The sequence below is a fragment of the Acinetobacter sp. YH16052 genome (assembly GCF_013417155.1).
Lineage (GTDB): Bacteria > Pseudomonadota > Gammaproteobacteria > Pseudomonadales > Moraxellaceae > Acinetobacter.
Genome location: NZ_VPEO01000003.1, coordinates 1 through 19,380, shown reverse-complemented (window position 1 = coordinate 19,380; position 19,380 = coordinate 1). Strand labels below are relative to the sequence as shown.

The window sequence follows — 19,380 nt, the reverse complement described above, 5'->3', positions numbered from 1 at the left end:
GAGTTTCCTCTGGGTTATCCACTATATGTGCCTGCCTACTAGTCACAATATGAGGTTTCGTTATCATTATTCAATGGCGAGATATTACTCGATGGTAATATTACTCCATGATTCATACATTTTCACAGCACTGGAAAAATCACTGTTTTTATCCGACAGATCGCTGGCCGCTTGAATCAGATTCTGGGTCAACGAGAGCACAGGCGCAGAAAGTTTGGCTTCACGCGCAAGGTCGATTGCGATACCTGTATCTTTGGCCAAGAGTGGCAGGGCAAAGGTTACAGGAAAACTGCGGTTTAAAATACGCTGCGGCAAAACGGTTTCAGTCACCATGCTTTTACCACTTGAAGCATTAATACAATCCAGCGCTTCATGCAAGTTTACCCCATGCGCTTTTAGTGTAGTAAAGCCTTCTGCGACGGCACACAGGTTTACAGCCATTAACATATTATTTACGGCTTTCACTGCAAAACCCGCGCCAGATTCACCGACATGCTTGATCAGCTTGCCAAATGCCTGCATCGCAGGAAGGGCTTTTTCATAGCCCTCTGCATTGCCGCCCACCATCACGGTTAATGTACCATTCTCAGCACCAACGGTTTGGCCGCTGACCGGTGCATCCAGAAAGATTACCCCATGTTTAGCCAATTGTACTGCCAATTTTTGGGCAGAATCCGGTACACCACTGGTGCAGTCGACCCAGACTGAACCGGATTTAAGCGACAGATTTTCCAGAAGTCGTTCAACGTCAGCGCTAGTTGGCAGGCAGGAAAAAATCACATCTGCCTGTACGGCCTGTTCCAGTGTGACGGCTTGGGTGCCATATTCAGCCGCATGTTGCTCTGCCTTGTTAAAGCTGCGGTTCCAGACATAGACCGTATCAAAATGCTTGGGTAAATGTGCTGCCATACGAAAACCCATTGCACCTAGGCCGATAAATGCCACTGATTGAATCATGCTGTACCCTCTGAATATGTTTAAATCTATTGATAATTTTTAATATTTTTCTGGTGCGAGAAATCTGCTTTAAGCATCAAGACGTGTGGAGCGCTGCACCAGCCAGGTCGTCATTTTTGGCCAGAATGTATTGGCTGTTTTCTGGTTCGACATTAGTCCAAGATGACCACCCGGTATAAGAGTAAACGTCTTATCCTGGCTACTTGTCAATTCCATCAAAGGCTTAGCCGACTGTTCTGTGACAATCTGATCGGTTTGACCTGCACCTACCAATAGGGAACAGCTGATATTTTTAAGATCAACGACACGGCCATCCAAAGTGATAGAACCCCGTTTTAAAGGATTTTGCAGCCATAAGTGCAGTACCATGTCCTGATTAATCCCGCCTGGATAATCGATCATCTTGTTCAGGAAATTCCCCATGGTGGCATGTTCATAGACATCTTCGACATGATCTAGATTTAACAGAAACTGTTTCTGGCTTTTGAGCCAGCCAATCGGATCGAGTAATTTAAAGCCCAAGGCATTTACAATACCCGGCGTATGAATATATTGCTTTGGAATCAGTCCTTGATGAATGGCTTGTTGCAGATTTTTGTTTTTAGAAATCAGTTTGTTTGTCGTAGAAAAAAGTTTGCCGACACGTCCTGACGCATAACTGTCGATAGGACTGCCCACCACGATCAGATTCTTGACATGTTCAGGCGAATGCAGGGCGGTATAAAGCGTGACAAACACGCCAGCCATACTCCAGCCATGCAGGGAAATGAACTGACTGCCCGAATGCTTGCAGATGGTTTCAATGGATTGAGGAATGGCTGCATCAATAAAAGATAAAAAGTTCAGGTGGCGATGTTTAAAGTTAAAACGTTTCCATTCCACCAGATAGACATCAAAACCGCTATGCTGAAAATGCTTGACCAGAGAGCGATAAGGATACAGATCATAGATATCCATCTTAATCGCCAAGGGTGCGATGAAGACCAGAGGCTCCTTATATTTTTTCTTGGGTGAAGCGTAATAGCGAATCTTGCAAAACTCGGTGCCGGCAATATATTCAAAAGGGGTTTTTTGCGACAGGATCAGTGAGGAGGCATTAAACATCCGGGTGCTGAGGTGTTTCAATTTTTTTTGCTGGCGCTGAAAGTTTTGTTTTAACTGAATCATGTAAATAAAATATCCATATCCGCTGGAGGATTGATCGAAGTCTAAGCAATAATCGCTTATTATGCCTTGACCTGAAATAGCTTAGGCGCTCAAAATGTTGGCAAATTTTTACAAAAGGCAGCCTGAGGGCTGAGGTAAAGCGATGAGCCAGCAAGACGATATTTCTTACCAATTAGAAACTTTAGCCATTCGTACCGGCCATACCCGCACTTTTGAAGGTGAGCATGGCGAACCGATTTTTCTAACATCGTCCTTTGTTTATGAAAATGCTGCAGAAGCCGCAGCCAAATTCTCAGGCCAGGAACCGGGCAATATCTATTCTCGCTTTACCAATCCGACCGTTACCATGTTTGAAAAGCGTCTGGCTGCACTTGAAGGTGCAGAGCGCGCCGTTGCCACCAGTTCGGGTATGGCAGCCATTATGGCAGTGATGATGGCTTTTTTAAAAGCGGGCGATCATGTGATTTGTTCACGTGCAGTCTTCGGTTCTACGGTTTCCATGTTTGAAAAATATGTCGCAAAATTTGGCGTCAGCGTTGATTTCGTCGATTTGACTGATCTTGATGCATGGAAAAATGCCATCAAGCCTGAAACCAAAATTCTCTTTGTTGAGTCTCCATCGAATCCTTTAGCAGAAGTAGCTGATATACAGGGACTCGCCGATATTGCGCATGCCAATGATGCTTTATTGGCGATTGATAACAGCTTCTGTACACCGGTGTTACAACAACCAATCAAATTTGGTGCAGACCTGGTGGTGTATTCTGCGACTAAATATCTGGATGGTCAGGGCCGTGCGCTAGGTGGTGCTGTCGTAGGTAATCACAAGCTGCTTGAAGAAATCTTCGGCTATGTCCGTACCACCGGCCCGTCAATGAGCCCATTCAATGCCTGGGTTTTTCTAAAAGGCTTGGAGACACTACGTTTGCGTATGCGTGAACATTCAGCAAGTGCACAGCAATTGGCTGAATTTTTGAACCAGCATCCAAAAGTGGAAAAAGTATATTATGCGGGCTTGCCTGAACATGTCGGTCATGAACTGGCAGCCAAACAGCAGAGCGGTTTTGGCGGTATTGTGTCTTTTGAAGTCAAAGGTGGCCGTGAGGAAGCATGGACTGTCATCGACAATACCCAGTTTATCTCGATTACCGGTAATTTGGGCGATGTGAAATCGACCATCACCCATCCGGCAACCACGACACATGGTAAATTGTCGCCTGAAGCCAAAGAAGCTGCCGGTATTCGCGAAGGTTTGATTCGCGTATCTGTTGGTTTGGAAGAGATTGGTGATATTATCCAGGATATTCGTCGCGGTTTAGACCTGATTTAATTTTATAAATTTATGTTCGGAGATATTTATGAACATTAACATGTTGATGCAGCAAGCTCAGCGCATGCAGAAAGAAGTTGAAAACAACGTAAAAAAAGCCAAAGAAGAGCTTGCGCAAACTGAAGTGCATGCCGAGGCGGGTGGCGGTCTGGTGAAAGTAACCATGACTTGCCGTAACGTAGTGAAGCGTATCGAAATCAATCCTGAATTACTTCAGGATGATCCAGACATGATCGAAGACCTGATTGCAGCAGCAATGAATGATGCAGCACGTCAGGCAGAAGTGGTATCTGACGAAAGAATGAAAGCAGCGAACTCAGGTATGGGTTTACCGCCTGGTCTTGCAGGTATGTTCTAAGGAAGAATGCGCAATGTTTAGTGATCGTTTTGATCAACTCGTTCAAGCATTACGCATTTTGCCAAGCGTTGGGCCGAAATCGGCTCAACGTATGGCATTGCATATGATCATGAAAAATCGTGAGGGTGCTATTGGTCTGGCACATGCACTAACTGAAGCCACCAATCACATTCATGAATGTTCAGTTTGTCATTCTCTGACTGAAGATGAAGTCTGCAATATCTGTACTTCGCTGGATCGCGATGATGAGTTGCTCTGTGTAGTGGAATCACCTGCAGATGTCATGGCGATTGAGCAAAGTGGCAGCTTCAGAGGTAAATATCATGTATTGGGCGGGCATCTGTCACCACTCGATGGTATTGGACCAGAAGAAATCGGTATTCCGTACTTATTGCACCGTTTGGCCAATGGTCAGGTGAAAGAAGTGATTCTGGCGACCAATGCTACGGTAGAAGGTCAGGCCACGGCGCATTATCTGGTTGAGGCCAGCAAACATTTGCCGATCCAGATGACCCGAATTGCCCAGGGCGTACCTCAAGGTGGTGAGCTGGAATATGTCGACAGTCATACCTTGAGTCAGGCAGTACATAACCGGATGCGCATGAAGTAAGCTGAGCTTAAATATCTTGTTAGTTTTAATATAAAAAAGATATTAATTAGAATATAAAACCTGATAAGTAAGCGCCATTTTTTGGGAAATAGGGCAGAATTGACCTTATTTTTTATACAAAAATTCTATAGATCAGTTAATATGGATCTATCGAGAATCTAATCTTAGACTCAGTTCTATGTTTCAATTTATTCAACATCAAAACGACTTAACTCATGTACTGAAGCTGATGGATCAGAATTCAGTGTATGGGCTGGATACCGAGTTTATCAAGGTTGATACCTTATGGCCTAAGCTGGGTGTTTTTCAGATTAACGTAGACAACAAGGTCTATTTGTTGGATGGAACCACGCTGGATCTGACTGAGTTCCTTAATAAAATTTTTAACGCACAGCAGAATATTTTTCATGCCTGTAGTGAAGATATCGATCTGATTTATCACTATACCCAGAAGAAATCGCTGAGTAATGTGTTTGATACCCAGGTCGGCATGTCATTTTTGGGGCATGGTCTGCAAGTCAGCTATCAAAATGCGCTGAAGCAGATGTTGGAAGTCGATATCGAAAAAGACCAGACCCGTTCTGACTGGCTGGCGCGTCCACTCAGTTCCGAACAGTTGCTCTATGCTGCCAATGATGTGCATTATCTGGTGCAACTGTCAGAGAAAATCAAACGGGATCTGGAGTCGAAAGATCTGCTGGATTTTGCCTTGCAAGATTGCCGTTTTCTGACTCAGGAAATTGGCGAAGATACCCCAACTGCCTTGTTGTATCAGGATGTCGGCAATTACCGGCATTCACGCCGTCAGCTGATGCAATTGCAGCAATTAATGGTTTGGCGTGATCAGATTGCCAAAGCACTAAATCAGCCACGCAGTTTTATTTTAAAAAATGCCAGCATGATTGATCTGGTGGAAAAATTCCCGCGCAATAATTTCCAGCTGAGTCATGTGAAAGACATTCGTTCGAATGTGGTTCGTGAGCATGGCAAAACCATTTTAGATTTACTGAAATTCCTGCCGGAGCCGGCAAACTGGCCTTTACGTCTGGCACGTCCAATTCGCCATTCTTCCAAAGATATCGGCGAAAAAATTGATTCAATTATTCAGAATGTCGTCAATGAAACCTCAATTCCTAAAGAAGTCCTGATGCGTAAGAAATGGCTGAATGCCTTGTATCAGCATGTAGTCTTTCATAAGGACGAGCAGGATCTGCCTGATTATCTACTTGGCTGGCGCTATGAGTTATTAACTCAGCCACTGATTCAGGTATTGCATCAGGACGAATCTTATCTGTCTACCCAGATGAAAGTCAGCGAGTGATTGGTTGCAGGATTGGTTAAAGAAAAAGCAATTATACAAAATCACGACTGATGCATGAGACGTGGCTAATGTTTCTGTCTTTTTTTTGATGTATCCTTGCGGTTGTTTTTCCAGAAAAGTCGTTTGAAATATGCAAGTGTCTATCTACAAATCCAGCAAAAAAAGTGAAATGTATCTGTATGTGGCGCGTCCTGCGAATGAAAGCGAAGCTGAAACATTCGAACCTTTAAGCGTATTGACTGAAGCAGTACAGGCAGCATTTGGACGTGCGACTTTTGTCATGCATCTTGAATTAAGCGAATCACGTAAACTGGCACGTGCCAATGTCTTGCATGTCATGGATTCTATTGAAACCCGCGGTTTCTTCCTGCAAATGCCGCCAGAAGGCTTGATTGATCCAAATGCTGTAGCACCAGAAGGTTTACGCGGTGCTTAATGTTGATTCAGGAGTTGTGAAATGAATGGTTATGTGGCTGTATTAGACTCAATTCCTGAACAGAGCATTGCCGTAGCAGTTTATCTGCTCGGCAGCCTGATTGCTTTATGGTGCTGGTATGGCGTGACCAAACGCCTGCCTAAACCTATGGGCGGTTTTTTGTGGATTGTGGCCTTTGCCATTCTGCTAACACCGACGGTATCCGAGGGGGCGAATGCATCCATTGCACCCGCGATCTTTGGTCTGTTATTTGGGGTGCTAACCAAAGAGCAATCCCTGGTTTGGATTAATGCGTCACTTATTTTATTTGTCATTGGGATTGGATCTGTGATTGGCTATTGCTGGTCGACCTATGTGTCGAACAAAAGCAATATTCGTGTTCACGAGAAAAGTTCACCGCTGTAAGTAAAAAATAAGGTTCAATCATGTCTGCTGATATTCAACAATTTTCAGGTACCGATCAGTACATCGCGACTGACAGTTTAAAACTTGCGGTGAAAGCTGCACGCAGTTTGCAAAAACCGTTGCTGGTCAAAGGTGAGCCGGGTACAGGTAAGACTTTGCTGGCCGAGCAAGTCGCACAAAGTCTGGGTTTAAAATTGATCACCTGGCACATTAAATCCACCACCAAAGCACAGCAAGGCCTGTATGAATACGATGCCGTATCGCGCTTGCGCGATAGTCAGTTGGGTGATGACCGTGTCTATGACATCAAGAACTACATCAAGCCGGGTAAATTATGGGAAGCGTTTACCAGTGAAGAGCGCTGTGTCCTGTTGATTGATGAAATTGATAAGGCAGACATCGAGTTTCCAAATGACTTGCTGCATGAACTCGATAAAATGTCGTTCTATGTGTACGAGACTGGCGAGACCATTACGGCAACTCAGCGCCCAATCGTGATCATTACCTCAAATAATGAAAAAGAATTGCCAGATGCTTTCCTGCGTCGTTGCTTCTTCCATTACATCGAATTCCCGGATGAAGCCACCATGCGTGAAATCATCGATGTGCATTTTGCCAATATCTCGACCACACTGGTGAATGAAGCCTTACAGGTTTTCTTTAAATTGCGCCAGATTCCAGGTTTAAAAAAACCACCTTCAACTTCTGAACTGATCGACTGGCTCAGCCTGCTTATGGCTGACGACATGCCGGAAGATATTCTGCGCAATACTGATAAATCCAAAGCAATTCCGCCCCTGTACGGCGCATTAATCAAAAATGAGCAAGATGTGCAGTTGCTCGAACGTCTAGCATTTATGTCACGTCGTTAAGGGAGAAACACGCATGTTTGTGCGACTGTTTTATACCTTACGCAAATACGGCGTGCCGGTATCGACTCGTGAGCTGATTGACCTGAATCAGGCGGTTGCTGCAGGTCTGGTGTTTGTCGATCAGGATGAGTTCTATCAGCTGGCCAAAACCGTCATGGTCAAGGACGAGCGCTATTTCGACAAGTTCGATCGCGCCATGAAAGACTATTTTGATGGTATCGCGACCTTTGATCTGGATGAATTACTGAATCAGGTGCATAAGCTGCCCAAAGACTGGTTTGATCTGGAGTTGCTGGAAAAGCATTTGACCCCGGAGCAGCGCGAAGAGCTGAAAAAAGCCGGATCGCTGGAAGAACTGATGAAAATGCTAGAAGAGCGTCTGCGCGAACAGCATAAAAAACATCAGGGCGGCAACAAGATGATTGGTACCGGTGGCACTTCACCCTTTGGTGCCTATGGCGATCATCCTGAAGGTGTGCGTATTGGCGGGCCGGGGCGTAAGCGTTCTGCGGTGAAAGTGTGGGAGCAGCGTCAATACCGCAATCTGGATGATGAACAGATTTTGGGTAGCCGCCAGATGCAGATGGCATTGCGCCGTCTACGAAAATTTGCCCGTCAGGGTGCAGCCGAAGAGCTGGATATTGACGGGACAATTCGTGAAACTGCCAAGCAGGGGATTCTGGATGTGCAATTGGTGCCGGAGCGTCGTAACCGTATCAAAGTTTTAATGCTGTTCGATGTCGGTGGTTCGATGGATGCGCATATTGCCCAGTGTGAAAAGCTGTTTAGTGCTGCGAAAACCGAATTCAAGACCCTGGAATATTTCTATTTTCATAACTGTCTGTATGACTATGTCTGGAAAGACAATATTCGCCGTTCCAGTTCACGTATGAACACCTGGGATTTATTCAATACCTATGGTCGCGATTATCGCGTGATTGTGGTCGGAGATGCCAGTATGGCGCCGTATGAGCTGAATTCTGTCGGTGGTTCGGTTGAATATATGAATGATGAAGCTGGACAGGTCTGGTTACAGCGTCTGCGTCAGCATTTTGATAAAACTGCTTGGCTGAATCCGGAAGAAGAAAAATACTGGCATTACACCCATACGATTGGTCTGATCCAGCAAATATTTGAAAATCATATGTTTCCAATGACATTAAAAGGCATTGAAGACATGACTAAATATCTGGCGCGTTAATTCCATTTATCTATAAGTGACTTTAGTTAGAGTTATTAGTGATTTAAAACAAATTATTCTAGTATAAAGTCACTCATTATCTTTTATTTAAAATCTCGGGCATGATTATGACTCATCAAATTAATGGTATTGCCTTACCCAATGAAGAGGGTTTTTTTGGTCAGTATGGCGGTCAGTTTATTCCACCCGATCTGAAACAGGCCATGGATGATATTAATGTGGCCTATCAGGAAATTCGTCAGACTGAAGAATTTCAGAATGAATTGAAAGACCTGTTTGCTCATTATGTCGGTCGTCCAAGTCCTTTATTTCATGCCAAACGTCTTTCTGAACAGCTCGGTGGTGCCCAGATTTATCTGAAACGTGAAGATCTGAACCATACCGGCGCGCACAAGATCAATCATTGTCTGGGTGAAGCACTACTGGCCAAATATATGGGCAAGACCAAAGTCATCGCAGAAACTGGTGCCGGCCAGCATGGTGTTGCTTTGGCAACTGCATGTGCCTTGGTGGGTATTCCGTGTGAAATTCATATGGGGCAGGTGGATATCGAAAAAGAGCATCCAAACGTCGTCAAGATGAAAATTCTGGGTGCCAAGCTGATTTCTGTGACTCGCGGTACAGCCACACTCAAAGATGCAGTCGACAGTGCTTTTGAAGAATATTTGAAAGATCCGAAAAATTACATCTATGCTATCGGTTCGGTGGTTGGACCGCATCCATTTCCGATGATGGTTCGTGATTTTCAGTCGATTATTGGTGATGAAATTAAAGTTCAGGCCAATGAACGTTTTGGTGCAAATCCTGATTATGTCGTTGCCTGTGTCGGTGGCGGTTCTAATGCAGTGGGTGCATTCACTGCATTTTTAAATGAACCAGATGTGAAACTGGTAGGCGTTGAGCCGGCAGGTCATGGTCTGGATACTGACAAACACTCAGCAACATTGACTTTAGGTAAACCGAGCCAGTTACATGGGATGGCCTGTTATGTGCTTGAAGATGAACAAGGCGAGCCATTGCCAGTGCATTCAATTGCTTCTGGTCTGGATTATCCGGGTGTGGGGCCGCAGCATAGCTTGCTTAAAGATTTGGGTCGGGTTGAGTATACGACTGCAACCGATCAGGAATGTCTGGATGCATTTATAACCTTGTCCCGTGTAGAAGGGATTGTGCCTGCACTAGAAAGTTCGCATGCGGTGGCTTGGGCAATTCGTGAAGCGGGTAAATTGCCAAAAGATACCAAAATTGTGGTGAACTTATCGGGTCGTGGTGATAAAGACTCAGATTACGTCGCAGAAAAATTAGGTCTAAACTGATTTTATTCAGAATGTTCATATAAAAAAATCCCGATACACGTACCGGGATTTTTTATGCATCAGATATAAAACTTTATCTTGGTGTCACTTAAGTGATCTTCAAATGCCTTAGAGGAAGCTAAATGGTGATTTAACCTGAAATATATTGCTGTAACTGTTCAATTAATTTGCGTTGGTCATCCATGGCGGCTTTGACCAAATCCCCAATTGAAATCAGACCGATCAGTTTTTCATGTTCGACCACAGGTAAGTGGCGTAGGTGGCGTTCAGTCATCAGAGATAAACAGTCTTCTACGCTAGTAGCTGTATTTACGGTAATCACTTTAGAGGTCATGATCTCATTAACAGTGGTGTCGAATGAGGTTCTTTGCATCAGCGCGATCTTACGCGTGTAATCCCGCTCTGACAAAATCCCCACCACGTTGTCTTCATGGGTTACCACAAGCGCCCCGATTCCTTTATCTGCCATCAAGGTGATGGCCTCTAAAACGGTAGAATCTGGACGGATGGTATAAATAGCTTGATGCATTTTTTCACTGAGCACCTGTGCCACATTGGTCATGCTTAATCATCCTTATTGGTCAATTTATTATTAATCCTAGAGTATGTATTCAACCTGAACATCTCTAAGTGTTTAGGTTTTAGTCTTTATAAATAGCATGTTATTTAAGCAATGTGCAGTCTTTGTTGCGAAAAAAACAGATGACGCATCTGTGCAGCAGTCAGTTTGAGTTTGGTTCCATTGGTGTTGAACAGGGCTGGCGTAACATTCAGTCGCGACAGGGTCGGCAATAATGCATTTTCAAAATCTTCAGAATTGATTTTACGCGGGATGTAATCCGGCCAATGCTGCTGGGCATAATTTTTAGCATCCAGCGGATTGAGCCAGAATGGGAAGATGCAGTCTTCCTGGTCACGCATCATCGCCCAGCCTTGGTGATATGCGCCCCATAGCTCTCCACAATTCATCAAAGATTTAAGCATCGTGATCTTTAACAGAAAGTTTTTGCAGATCGGATCAAATTGAATAATTTTTCGTGGTTTCATTAGAATAAAGTGCTATTGGAGTTCAGGCTCTATTCTAGAAACTTTATATGAAATTACTGTTTCAGCTTTGCAAGGATTCGTAAGAAAATATGTATTGATTGCTATTTATTGAAAAAAGGGCATAAAAAAACGCCACCTAGGTGACGTTTCTTTATGCTTGCATGGTGGCCATGTTTTGCCAGTACTGGGCTTTGAGTGAATCTCGTTCTACACGGAAACCTTGATAATAAAGTTCTGCTAAAAAAAGCGCTGCTTTACCATGGCCAGCACGAGCGGCTTCTTCAAGCTGTGTTACCGCATCAGCAAAGTTCATTTGCGATTGAATGGTATTCACGGCATCTGCGTACAGATGTTCCAGATCGTGTTGAGAGAGTTGATGTATCATATAAAAACTCCTTAATTTTAATTATGATTACAGGATAGACTATTTAGTCTAAATACAAATATAAATTAGTATTGTTAAACTAATATTACAAAATAATGGAAAAGTCAACTATTCGATTTTATTCGTTTACTTCAGTTATAGTTTAACTGATTAAACTATACACAACTATAAATATTATTAAGCTACATTGTAAATGGATAGCAAACAATAAGGAGAAGGCCATGATGACAAGAACTTTAGATGGTGTGAAATTTGATATGCCTCCGACTGCAGGTCAAATTATGGAACTTGCCGATTTGCATCGTAAAAAACTCGATCAAGCTATATTCAGTAAATATACCCATCTAGGTGATTATGGGCTGGCACAACGTAAAGAAGTCTACGACTTTACCCGGGCGCTGGACGAAAACCAGCGTGAGCAGTTTTATAAACTCTATAATGGTGAGCTGGTCCGCATTGCAGATGAGGATCGCTTACATCCGCCTGAAGCAGAAGCCGGTTTAAGTAAATTTGCAATTGCACTGGTATTACTTGTTGTTGCATTGGTGCTGTATTCAACAATTATTACTAGAATAATGAATTAATGCCCAAAATAGCAGGATTCAGCTCTTGTGAATATTCAGTGCGCTGACTTGAACTTATGTAACTGCGACCATACACTACCTCTAACCTGAGGTAGTGTATGTCTATAGATACAGAAAAACTAAGCCAATTTTTCAGCAGAATCAAACTGGAACAGATTTATAACAGTGTGGTTATTTTTACTATTGCGGTCATTCTACTTTTAGCCGCATTTGCTTTATATCGTCCGCTTAGCCTTTCCCAAGTCACCCAGATTCAACAACTGTCTAAACAGCAAAACCTTCCCCAAACCCAAGATATGGCACTCGCCTTGTTAGAGCAGCAGCATATCCGTCGTGGGCAGTACCTTAAATTGATGCAGGCTTATCAGCAGGAATCGCTTCGGGCACGTCAGCTTCCGCCGGTCTCTGTGGAGATGCCTTAGGCATAGGATTTGTTGGTAAGTAATAATTGGCATCCATTAAATTCTGTTCCAAACGCATTTTCAAAGCATTTTGATCCAGTTCTTTATTGACAACGACCAGGGTTAAGCGATCAGGATGAAAATGCTTGCGCACTGCATTTTGTACATCTGCCGCTGTGATTTTAGCCAAGCGTTCTGGATAACTGGATAAATAATCAGTTTGCTCACTATAAAAACCTATATTGCCTAGCTGGGCATTAATGGTGGCATTACTGCTGTAATTATTAGGAAAAGCACGTAACATGCCTGCTTTGGTTTCTTCCAGACGCTGAGTATCAATAGGTTGGCTGACAAAGTGGATAAATGCTTGATGTGCGACCTGAATGCTGTCTAGCAGTTGATCCTGACGCGTGGAATACTTAAAGCTGAATACGCCGGGTGCCTGACTAAAGCTCAATGAACTATAAGCGCCATAAGTAAAACCACGTTTCACCCGTAGTTCCTGCATCAATACTGCATTAAATCCGCTACCGCCAAACATGCGATTGGCGACTTCTAAAGCCAGTTTATCTTCAGTAAAGCGGGTTGGGCCTAAATGCCCAAAGGTGACATGCGCCTGAGACGAGTTATAGGGTAGATGTACCACTTCAAAGCCAGATTGAATTTCAGGCTGTGGCAATGTTTCTGCTTTTTGCCCTTGAGGTAAGTTGCCGGCAATTCGTTCAGACAGTTCGAGTGCCTGTTTCGGGCTGAGTTTGCCAGTAATGGCAATATTCATATTTTGCGCCACCAAAAACTGATCACGAAATTTTTTCAATAATTCTGCATTAATTTTCTTGGTGCTGCCTTGGGTGCCGCTGATTGGTTCTGCATAAGGGTGCTGACCATATAAAGCGCGATAAAAACGGATATCCATCAGTCGGCTTGGGTTTTCCTGCAGCTGTTTTTGTCCCACTTGGGTATTGCTTAAAGCCAGATTAATGCTGGACGGTTTAAATGACGCATTCTTAAGAACCTCCATCAGCATGCTCAATGCGGGTTCCAGTTTTTCCGGGTCTGAAAGCGTACGCAGACGGACCACAAACATGTCCCGATAGGCTTGTACGCTGAATTGTGCTCCGGTTTGGTCAAAAACTTCCGCCACCTGATTGGCGCTATATTTGTCGGTTCCTTCACGCATCAACTTGGCTGCCATATTGGATAGGCCATATAGACCTTTGGTAATTTCCTGATCACGAGCCGAACCGGCATTAAAGGTCAGCTGGATATCTACCATGGGAAGATCCTGCGTTTCAACGAACAGTGTACGTACCTTATAGCGATTGTTCAGGTCATGAATATAAGGCGCCTGAAATTCTCGTTGCTGATTAATATTTTTTAAACTTTGCAGTAAAGGGATAGACTGTAACTGACTGGGGTTGTCATTTTGGTCAGGTTGAGGGTTAAGATAGTTTTCTGCATGGGTAGCCGAGCTAAGACTTAAAGTTGAAATAAGCAAAAATGGACGAAGCTGAAGCATTATAATCCCCGTTGCTGGGTGTTTTGTTCGGGTGAGAGATAAAGCGTGCTGAGATTCTCACGCACAAAATAGGCGTTGGCGACGCGCTGGATATCCTGAACACTGACACTTTCAAAGTGTTTCGGTAATTCATCCATCAGGCGATAACTCAAGCCATTGACCTCTAGATTTCCAATCATTTTGGCTTGTCCGGCAATATCATCCTGGCTATAGATCAAATTGGAAATAAAGCGGGTACTGATACGATCCACTTCCTGTTGGGTCATCGCTGTAGTTTTAAGTAAATCCACTTCATCCTGAATTGCTTGTTGTGCTTCTTGCAAAGAGATGCCCGGCGCAGGTAAGGCAGAAATACCAAACAGGCTGTCGCCGCGATTATAGGGATCATAAGAAACGCTGACAGAGGTCAGAATTTTACGATCACGTACCAATCGGTCTTGCAGGCGCGAAGAAATGCCACTGTCCAAAAGACTGCGAATAATGGTCAAGGCATAAGCATCTTGGGGGTTTTTGGCAGTGCCAAGGGATTTTACATTCCAGGTCATGTACAGATTGGGCACCTGAACATTGCTATTGATCTCCATATGGCGATAACCCAAACGCTCAAACTCCAGTACATCATTGCGTGCTGGGGTTGGACGTGCGGGAATGTCAGCAAAATATTTTTGTACCTGAGCCAAAGCAGCTTCAGATTCTACATTTCCAACAATCACCAGAATGGCATTATTCGGACTGTACCAGTCCCGATACCATTTTTTGACATCATTCAACTGAATATTATTCAGAGTTTTCATGTGTCCAATCACCGGCTGACGGTAGTGGCTGGTCGGATAACTGATCCATTTAAACCGTTCAAAGGCTTGCGCACGCGGATTGTCATCGGTGCGCTGGCGCCGTTCTTCCATGACGACTTTAATTTCTGGCTCGAAGTCCTGCTGTCGAAGTAATAAATTACTCATCCGGTCAGATTCAAGTTCCAGGGCCATAGGAAAATAGGCCTTAGGATAAAGCTGATAATAATTGGTGTAATTGGTAAAGGTGGCCGCATTGATACTGCCGCCATAAATCCGGCTAAGACGGGTAAATTCATCATTTGGGACTTTATGAGTGCCTTTGAACATCATATGTTCAAGTGCATGGGATACCCCCAGAATATTTCCGGATTCATCACTACTGCCGACTTTGTACCAAATTTGTGTCATTACCATGGGCGCACGATGGTCTTCCCGAATAATGACTTTTAAACCGTTACTTAACGTGGTTTCAAAAGTAGTCCGTGACAATTCGCTTCGGGTTTGTGCCTGAACCGAGTTAAAACTCAGGCTAAGCAAGACTGCTGCACCGAGTGGATAAAGCGTCTGTTTGATCATTTGCGAGAAAGAGGAGATAGTCAAAAAGGTGATGAACACTAGATCTCCTGAAATAGGCGTTTGTATTTAGAGTTATTTTTAATAAATGCGTGCTTGAAAGCAACCGAGAGCTGTAGCTTTTTGGTATGTTTGTCCAGCATTTGCATTGCTAGCTGCAAAGCAGGCAAGTTATGGTAGAATCTGGGTTTTTAACGCAATGCTTTTCAAGGATTCGGCATGCAACAGCAATCTAATGGGCAAAACAAATTTTTGATTGATGCTGATATCGGAGATGATGATGTCACATTACCGAGCTTACCTGCGGTCAATGTGCCTATCGTAGAAACGCCAAGCGAAACAGCTGTAGTTTCTGCACCTGTCGAAACAGAAACTGAAAATGAAGATTCTGCGGCGAAAGGTGGCTTCTTTAGCCGTATGAAAGTGGGTTTAACCAAAACCCGTAAAAACCTTGCCGATGGGATGGTAAATATCCTGATCGGTGGTAAAGAAATTGATGATGAATTATTAGAAGAAGTCGAAGAGCAGCTTCTGGTGGCCGATATCGGTGTGGAAGCCACCAAGACCATTATCGCTAACCTGACTGAACGTACGGCACGTGGTGATTTGATCTATTCGCATTCACTCTATAAAGCGCTTCAGGAAGAACTGGTGGCTTTATTGGCACCACGGGTAAAACCGCTGCATATTGATCCGAATAAATCGCCTTATGTGATTCTGGTGGTGGGTGTGAATGGTGTCGGTAAAACGACTACCATTGGCAAGTTGGCAAAGCGCCTGCAAGGTGAAGGCAAGACCGTCATGTTGGCAGCAGGCGATACTTTCCGTGCGGCTGCAACTGAACAGCTCCAGATCTGGGGTGAGCGTAATAATATTGCGGTTGTTGCTCAGGGTCATGGTGCTGACTCAGCTTCAGTGATTTTCGATGCTTTTGAAAGTGCGCGTGCCAAAGGTGTGGATGTATTGATTGCAGACACAGCGGGCCGTTTGCATAACAAAGGTCATTTGATGCAGGAATTGACTAAAGTAAAACGTGTAATGCAGAAAATTGATGCCACTGCACCTCATGAAGTGATGTTGGTGGTCGATGCCGGTACTGGTCAGAATGCTATTAATCAGGTCGAGATGTTTGATGAGGCGGTAGGCTTGACGGGCTTAACTATTACCAAACTTGATGGTACTGCCAAAGGTGGGGTACTGTTTAATATCGCCAGTCGTACTCATGTGCCGATTCGCTTTATTGGTGTCGGTGAAAAAATTGATGACTTGCGTCCATTCTCTGCCAAATCTTTTGTTGCTGCATTATTTGAAACTGAAAAATAAATAATGCGCAATGCTTCACATAAACTCCGCCAAGTGCGGAGTTTATTGTTTTTAGCCAGTTCGAGTGTTGTGAAAACCGACAGTAAAACCACCACTAAATCTGCCTATCTTAATAAAGGCCTTATAATTGTAGGGGATTCTCTAAGCTGATTTGGCTTGTTTTTTGTGGGGTAGAAAATGGCATTGCTAAATAAGATTGGTCAGGTATTAACAAGCGATATAACCAAGGATTTTAAATTTTCAAGAAAAAATAAACTGAATGATGATTTAGAACTGACTTTTGTCGATCAATTGAAAAAGCGCCGTAGTATCGATCAACTCGGTAAGCGGGTACATTATAGTCAGGCTTATCTTGGCGAAATCATTCAGGAAGCAGTGCGGAGTTGTCCTTCGGCTTATGATTCTCAAACTACGCGCATTGTGGTGTTATTTGCAGATTCTCATCATCAATTCTGGGAAATTGTGAAACAGGTGCAGCGTCAGTATATGCCGGCACATATTTACGAAGGAATTGAAATCAAGTTGAATCAATGTGCTGCGGCCTATGGCACGGTTTTATTTTATGAAGATCAAGCCGTGATTCAACAATTACAAAAGAAAATGCCATTAAATAGTGAGGATTTTCCAGCATGGTCGGAACAAACTTCCGGTATGGCGCAATTTGCTGTGTGGACGACGCTGGCAGATTCTGGCTTAGGGGCATCCTTACAGCACTACAATCCACTGATTGATGAAAGGGTCGCTGAGCATTTTGAAATTGAAAAGAACTGGTTGTTGCGAGCCCAACTTTGCTTTGGATCAATTGAACAAACAGTAGAAGAAAAATTACAAAAGCCGGATCAGCACCGTTTCAAAGTATTTAATTAAAAGTTTATAGAGAACTTTATATGTGACAGCATGGAAGCTGCAGATAAAATCAGATACAAATACGCTACCCAGATCTAAATCTGATTGTTCTATAAATAAAACACATTGTTATCGAAATGCACCTGTCTTGGGTGCTTAAAGTACGTAATATAACTTTATCGATTTTCAAATAATCAAAATATAAAGAGGTGGGTTCATGGCATTTTTAGATCAAATCAAACAACGCCGTAGCATTTATTCAATTGGAAAAAATGTAGATCTGGATCAAGCAGAAATTGAGAAAATCATTAAAGATGCGGTGAAGCACAGTCCGTCATCTTTTAACTCGCAAACCTCGCGTGTGGTGATTTTATTTGGTCAATCACATGATACTTTCTGGCATATTGTACGTGAAACTTTACGTGATCTGGTTTCAGCAGATGCATTTGAATCAACCAATAGCAAGATCAATGCTTTTGCTGCAGGTTATGGTACCGCACTGTTTTATGAAGACCAGAACGTGGTGAAGTCGATGCAGGAGCAGTTTGCACTTTATGCCGATAACTTCCCGGTCTGGTCTGAGCATTCTTCTGCTATTGCACAGTTTGCAACCTGGACCGCTTTGGCAGAAAGAAATATTGGTGCTTCATTACAGCACTACAATCCAATTATTGATGAAGAAGTCGCACAAACTTTCGAGATTCCATCTCACTGGAAACTTCGCGCTCAACTGGTATTTGGTTCGATTGAAGCTCCTGCAGGTGAAAAAACCTTTATGGATGATGCAGAGCGCTTTAAGACTTTTGCATAAATGATTTTAGATCATAAAAAAAGAAGCAATTTGATGCTTCTTTTTTTATGTCTTAGAGTTGTATTTGAATATGATGGGGTATATTTAGCCAAATAAATGCTAAGAACACAGGCTGTATCGCTCCAGCCTTTGTCATAAGATTGTCATTTAGATGCGGCATAGTGCGGCTAATTTTTAATAAACAACCAAAAATGAGTAAAGGATATGGATTTACGTATTGCGGCAACTGCAGCAGTGTTTCTGTTTAGCACATCAGTTTTTTCGGCAGTGACCGTCACAGTACCTGAAGAAATAAAAATTGTTGCCGTAAATGATCAGGAGGTGAACTCGGGTCTATTGCGTTCTAATCAGACTTATAGCTTGGATGCAGGTATAAATGCGATCAGTGTGCGCTATAACGAATTTTTCCAGCATTCAGACAATTCACATGATATTTTAAAGTCAGGTGTGGTTACGGTAAAAACACCAAGCCTTAAAGATGGCGAAACTTATCGTTTAGCACTCATTCAGGCGCCTAAAGATTTTGATGCAGCGCAAAAATATAAAAATCAGCCCATTATTGGGCTATATGATGCAAAAAATCAGCTCCTAGTCCAGCAGACGGGCGCTAAAGATGCAGCGAAACCATGGTTTGGAAATCGCGTGTTGACTAAAAAATTAGATATGACGACTCAAGTTGCGACACCAGTTCATCAACCGGCAGCTGTATATACTCAGTCAGCAGACCAGAATGATCAGCAGCTGATTCAATTATGGCAAAAGGCTTCTAAAGCTGAGCGTCAAAAATTTATGACTTGGCTGGCTGAGCAGGCAAATTAAAATATTTTGATGAAGAATCAAAAAGATCACCATTAGGGTGATCTTTTTTTATGAGATGAGGGCTGGAAAATTAGGGTGTGTTGACACTTTTAGTTTAAAAAAATAGCGAAGTAGTAAAATCAAATCGCCAAACCCAATTTTACTATTCGCTATGCCTCGTACCATGCTGACAGATCAACACTGGCAAAAGTTGAAAGTTATTCTGCGTAATTTATCCATTCACCACAACTCAAATTTACGCAATTTTATTGAAGCTATTCTCTATAGAATTAGAACAGGCTGTCCGTGGCGAGATATTCCTTCTT

At 43.2% G+C, this 19,380-nt stretch carries 23 protein-coding genes; 16 read left to right on the top strand and 7 right to left on the bottom strand.

Features of this window, described 5'->3' with window-relative positions:
* Positions 1 to 84: 84 nt before the first annotated feature.
* Together FTV42_RS02835 and FTV42_RS02830 are read right to left on the bottom strand one after the other, a co-directional pair.
* Positions 85 to 957, bottom strand: a complete 873-nt coding sequence (locus FTV42_RS02835) for an NAD(P)-dependent oxidoreductase (protein WP_180037332.1) — start codon at positions 955 to 957, stop codon at positions 85 to 87.
* A gap of 69 nt (positions 958 to 1,026) precedes the next feature.
* Positions 1,027 to 2,124, bottom strand: a complete 1,098-nt coding sequence (locus FTV42_RS02830) for an alpha/beta fold hydrolase (protein WP_180037331.1) — start codon at positions 2,122 to 2,124, stop codon at positions 1,027 to 1,029.
* 142 nt (positions 2,125 to 2,266) lie between these two features.
* Here FTV42_RS02830 and FTV42_RS02825 point away from each other — a divergent pair, with 142 nt between their 5' ends.
* From FTV42_RS02825 to trpB, 9 genes are all read left to right on the top strand, one after another.
* Positions 2,267 to 3,454: an O-succinylhomoserine sulfhydrylase gene (locus FTV42_RS02825; protein ID WP_180037330.1), complete on the top strand. Its 1,188-nt coding sequence runs from the start codon at positions 2,267 to 2,269 to the stop codon at positions 3,452 to 3,454.
* A 28-nt stretch (positions 3,455 to 3,482) separates the two neighbouring features.
* The gene (locus tag FTV42_RS02820; protein WP_004278699.1) at positions 3,483 to 3,812 is read left to right on the top strand and encodes a YbaB/EbfC family nucleoid-associated protein; all 330 of its coding nucleotides are present in this window, start codon (positions 3,483 to 3,485) and stop codon (positions 3,810 to 3,812) included.
* Between the two features lie 13 nt (positions 3,813 to 3,825).
* Positions 3,826 to 4,422: a recombination mediator RecR gene (gene recR, locus FTV42_RS02815; RefSeq protein ID WP_005247207.1), complete on the top strand. Its 597-nt coding sequence runs from the start codon at positions 3,826 to 3,828 to the stop codon at positions 4,420 to 4,422.
* A 178-nt stretch (positions 4,423 to 4,600) separates the two neighbouring features.
* Positions 4,601 to 5,743: an HRDC domain-containing protein gene (locus FTV42_RS02810; protein ID WP_005247206.1), complete on the top strand. Its 1,143-nt coding sequence runs from the start codon at positions 4,601 to 4,603 to the stop codon at positions 5,741 to 5,743.
* Positions 5,744 to 5,873: 130 nt separating this feature from the next.
* Complete coding sequence (locus FTV42_RS02805; protein ID WP_004278695.1) at positions 5,874 to 6,179, top strand: YcgL domain-containing protein; 306 nt, start codon at positions 5,874 to 5,876, stop codon at positions 6,177 to 6,179.
* Between the two features lie 21 nt (positions 6,180 to 6,200).
* Positions 6,201 to 6,584: a hypothetical protein gene (locus FTV42_RS02800; RefSeq protein ID WP_005106668.1), complete on the top strand. Its 384-nt coding sequence runs from the start codon at positions 6,201 to 6,203 to the stop codon at positions 6,582 to 6,584.
* Positions 6,585 to 6,604: 20 nt separating this feature from the next.
* On the top strand, positions 6,605 to 7,456 hold the full coding sequence (locus tag FTV42_RS02795; protein WP_005252041.1) for a MoxR family ATPase: 852 nt from the start codon (positions 6,605 to 6,607) through the stop codon (positions 7,454 to 7,456).
* A gap of 13 nt (positions 7,457 to 7,469) precedes the next feature.
* Entirely contained in the window at positions 7,470 to 8,657 is a 1,188-nt protein-coding gene (locus FTV42_RS02790; protein ID WP_180037329.1) for a VWA domain-containing protein, read from the top strand.
* A gap of 107 nt (positions 8,658 to 8,764) precedes the next feature.
* Positions 8,765 to 9,973 carry a tryptophan synthase subunit beta gene (gene trpB / locus FTV42_RS02785; RefSeq protein ID WP_180037328.1) on the top strand — a complete coding sequence of 403 codons (1,209 nt, stop codon included), beginning with the start codon at positions 8,765 to 8,767 and terminating at the stop codon, positions 9,971 to 9,973.
* Positions 9,974 to 10,103: 130 nt separating this feature from the next.
* On the opposite strand, the gene FTV42_RS02780 is transcribed toward trpB, so the two are convergent.
* From FTV42_RS02780 to FTV42_RS02770, 3 genes are all read right to left on the bottom strand, one after another.
* Entirely contained in the window at positions 10,104 to 10,535 is a 432-nt protein-coding gene (locus FTV42_RS02780; protein ID WP_004278688.1) for a CBS domain-containing protein, read from the bottom strand.
* Between the two features lie 104 nt (positions 10,536 to 10,639).
* Positions 10,640 to 11,020 carry a DUF2750 domain-containing protein gene (locus tag FTV42_RS02775; protein ID WP_004645256.1) on the bottom strand — a complete coding sequence of 127 codons (381 nt, stop codon included), beginning with the start codon at positions 11,018 to 11,020 and terminating at the stop codon, positions 10,640 to 10,642.
* A 151-nt stretch (positions 11,021 to 11,171) separates the two neighbouring features.
* Positions 11,172 to 11,405 carry a hypothetical protein gene (locus FTV42_RS02770; RefSeq protein ID WP_114542032.1) on the bottom strand — a complete coding sequence of 78 codons (234 nt, stop codon included), beginning with the start codon at positions 11,403 to 11,405 and terminating at the stop codon, positions 11,172 to 11,174.
* A 224-nt stretch (positions 11,406 to 11,629) separates the two neighbouring features.
* Between FTV42_RS02770 and FTV42_RS02765 the strand changes: the two genes are divergently transcribed.
* Together FTV42_RS02765 and FTV42_RS02760 are read left to right on the top strand one after the other, a co-directional pair.
* Positions 11,630 to 11,989, top strand: coding sequence for a hypothetical protein (locus tag FTV42_RS02765; RefSeq protein WP_004278683.1), 360 nt, complete (start codon positions 11,630 to 11,632; stop codon positions 11,987 to 11,989).
* 98 nt (positions 11,990 to 12,087) lie between these two features.
* Entirely contained in the window at positions 12,088 to 12,411 is a 324-nt protein-coding gene (locus tag FTV42_RS02760) for a hypothetical protein (RefSeq protein ID WP_180037327.1), read from the top strand.
* Here the strand turns inward: FTV42_RS02760 and FTV42_RS02755 are convergent.
* Together FTV42_RS02755 and FTV42_RS02750 are read right to left on the bottom strand one after the other, a co-directional pair.
* Positions 12,335 to 13,909 carry a pitrilysin family protein gene (locus tag FTV42_RS02755; RefSeq protein WP_180037326.1) on the bottom strand — a complete coding sequence of 525 codons (1,575 nt, stop codon included), beginning with the start codon at positions 13,907 to 13,909 and terminating at the stop codon, positions 12,335 to 12,337. The two genes, FTV42_RS02760 and FTV42_RS02755, sit on opposite strands and share 77 nt — an antisense overlap.
* A complete protein-coding gene (locus FTV42_RS02750) occupies positions 13,909 to 15,318 on the bottom strand; it encodes a pitrilysin family protein (RefSeq protein WP_082180573.1) in 1,410 nt (469 codons plus the stop codon). The genes FTV42_RS02755 and FTV42_RS02750 overlap by 1 nt, the downstream gene beginning before the upstream one ends.
* 177 nt (positions 15,319 to 15,495) lie before the next feature.
* Here FTV42_RS02750 and ftsY point away from each other — a divergent pair, with 177 nt between their 5' ends.
* The 5 genes from ftsY to FTV42_RS02725 form a co-directional block, all read left to right on the top strand.
* The gene (gene ftsY / locus FTV42_RS02745) at positions 15,496 to 16,599 is read left to right on the top strand and encodes a signal recognition particle-docking protein FtsY (RefSeq protein WP_004278679.1); all 1,104 of its coding nucleotides are present in this window, start codon (positions 15,496 to 15,498) and stop codon (positions 16,597 to 16,599) included.
* 177 nt (positions 16,600 to 16,776) lie between these two features.
* Positions 16,777 to 17,466: a nitroreductase family protein gene (locus tag FTV42_RS02740; RefSeq protein WP_180037325.1), complete on the top strand. Its 690-nt coding sequence runs from the start codon at positions 16,777 to 16,779 to the stop codon at positions 17,464 to 17,466.
* Positions 17,467 to 17,662: 196 nt separating this feature from the next.
* Positions 17,663 to 18,256, top strand: a complete 594-nt coding sequence (locus FTV42_RS02735; RefSeq protein ID WP_005247195.1) for a nitroreductase family protein — start codon at positions 17,663 to 17,665, stop codon at positions 18,254 to 18,256.
* 204 nt (positions 18,257 to 18,460) lie between these two features.
* The gene (locus FTV42_RS02730) at positions 18,461 to 19,075 is read left to right on the top strand and encodes a DUF2057 family protein (protein ID WP_180037324.1); all 615 of its coding nucleotides are present in this window, start codon (positions 18,461 to 18,463) and stop codon (positions 19,073 to 19,075) included.
* Between the two features lie 151 nt (positions 19,076 to 19,226).
* On the top strand, positions 19,227 to 19,380 hold a 154-nt coding region (locus tag FTV42_RS02725), incomplete at its 3' end, for a transposase (RefSeq protein WP_141697857.1).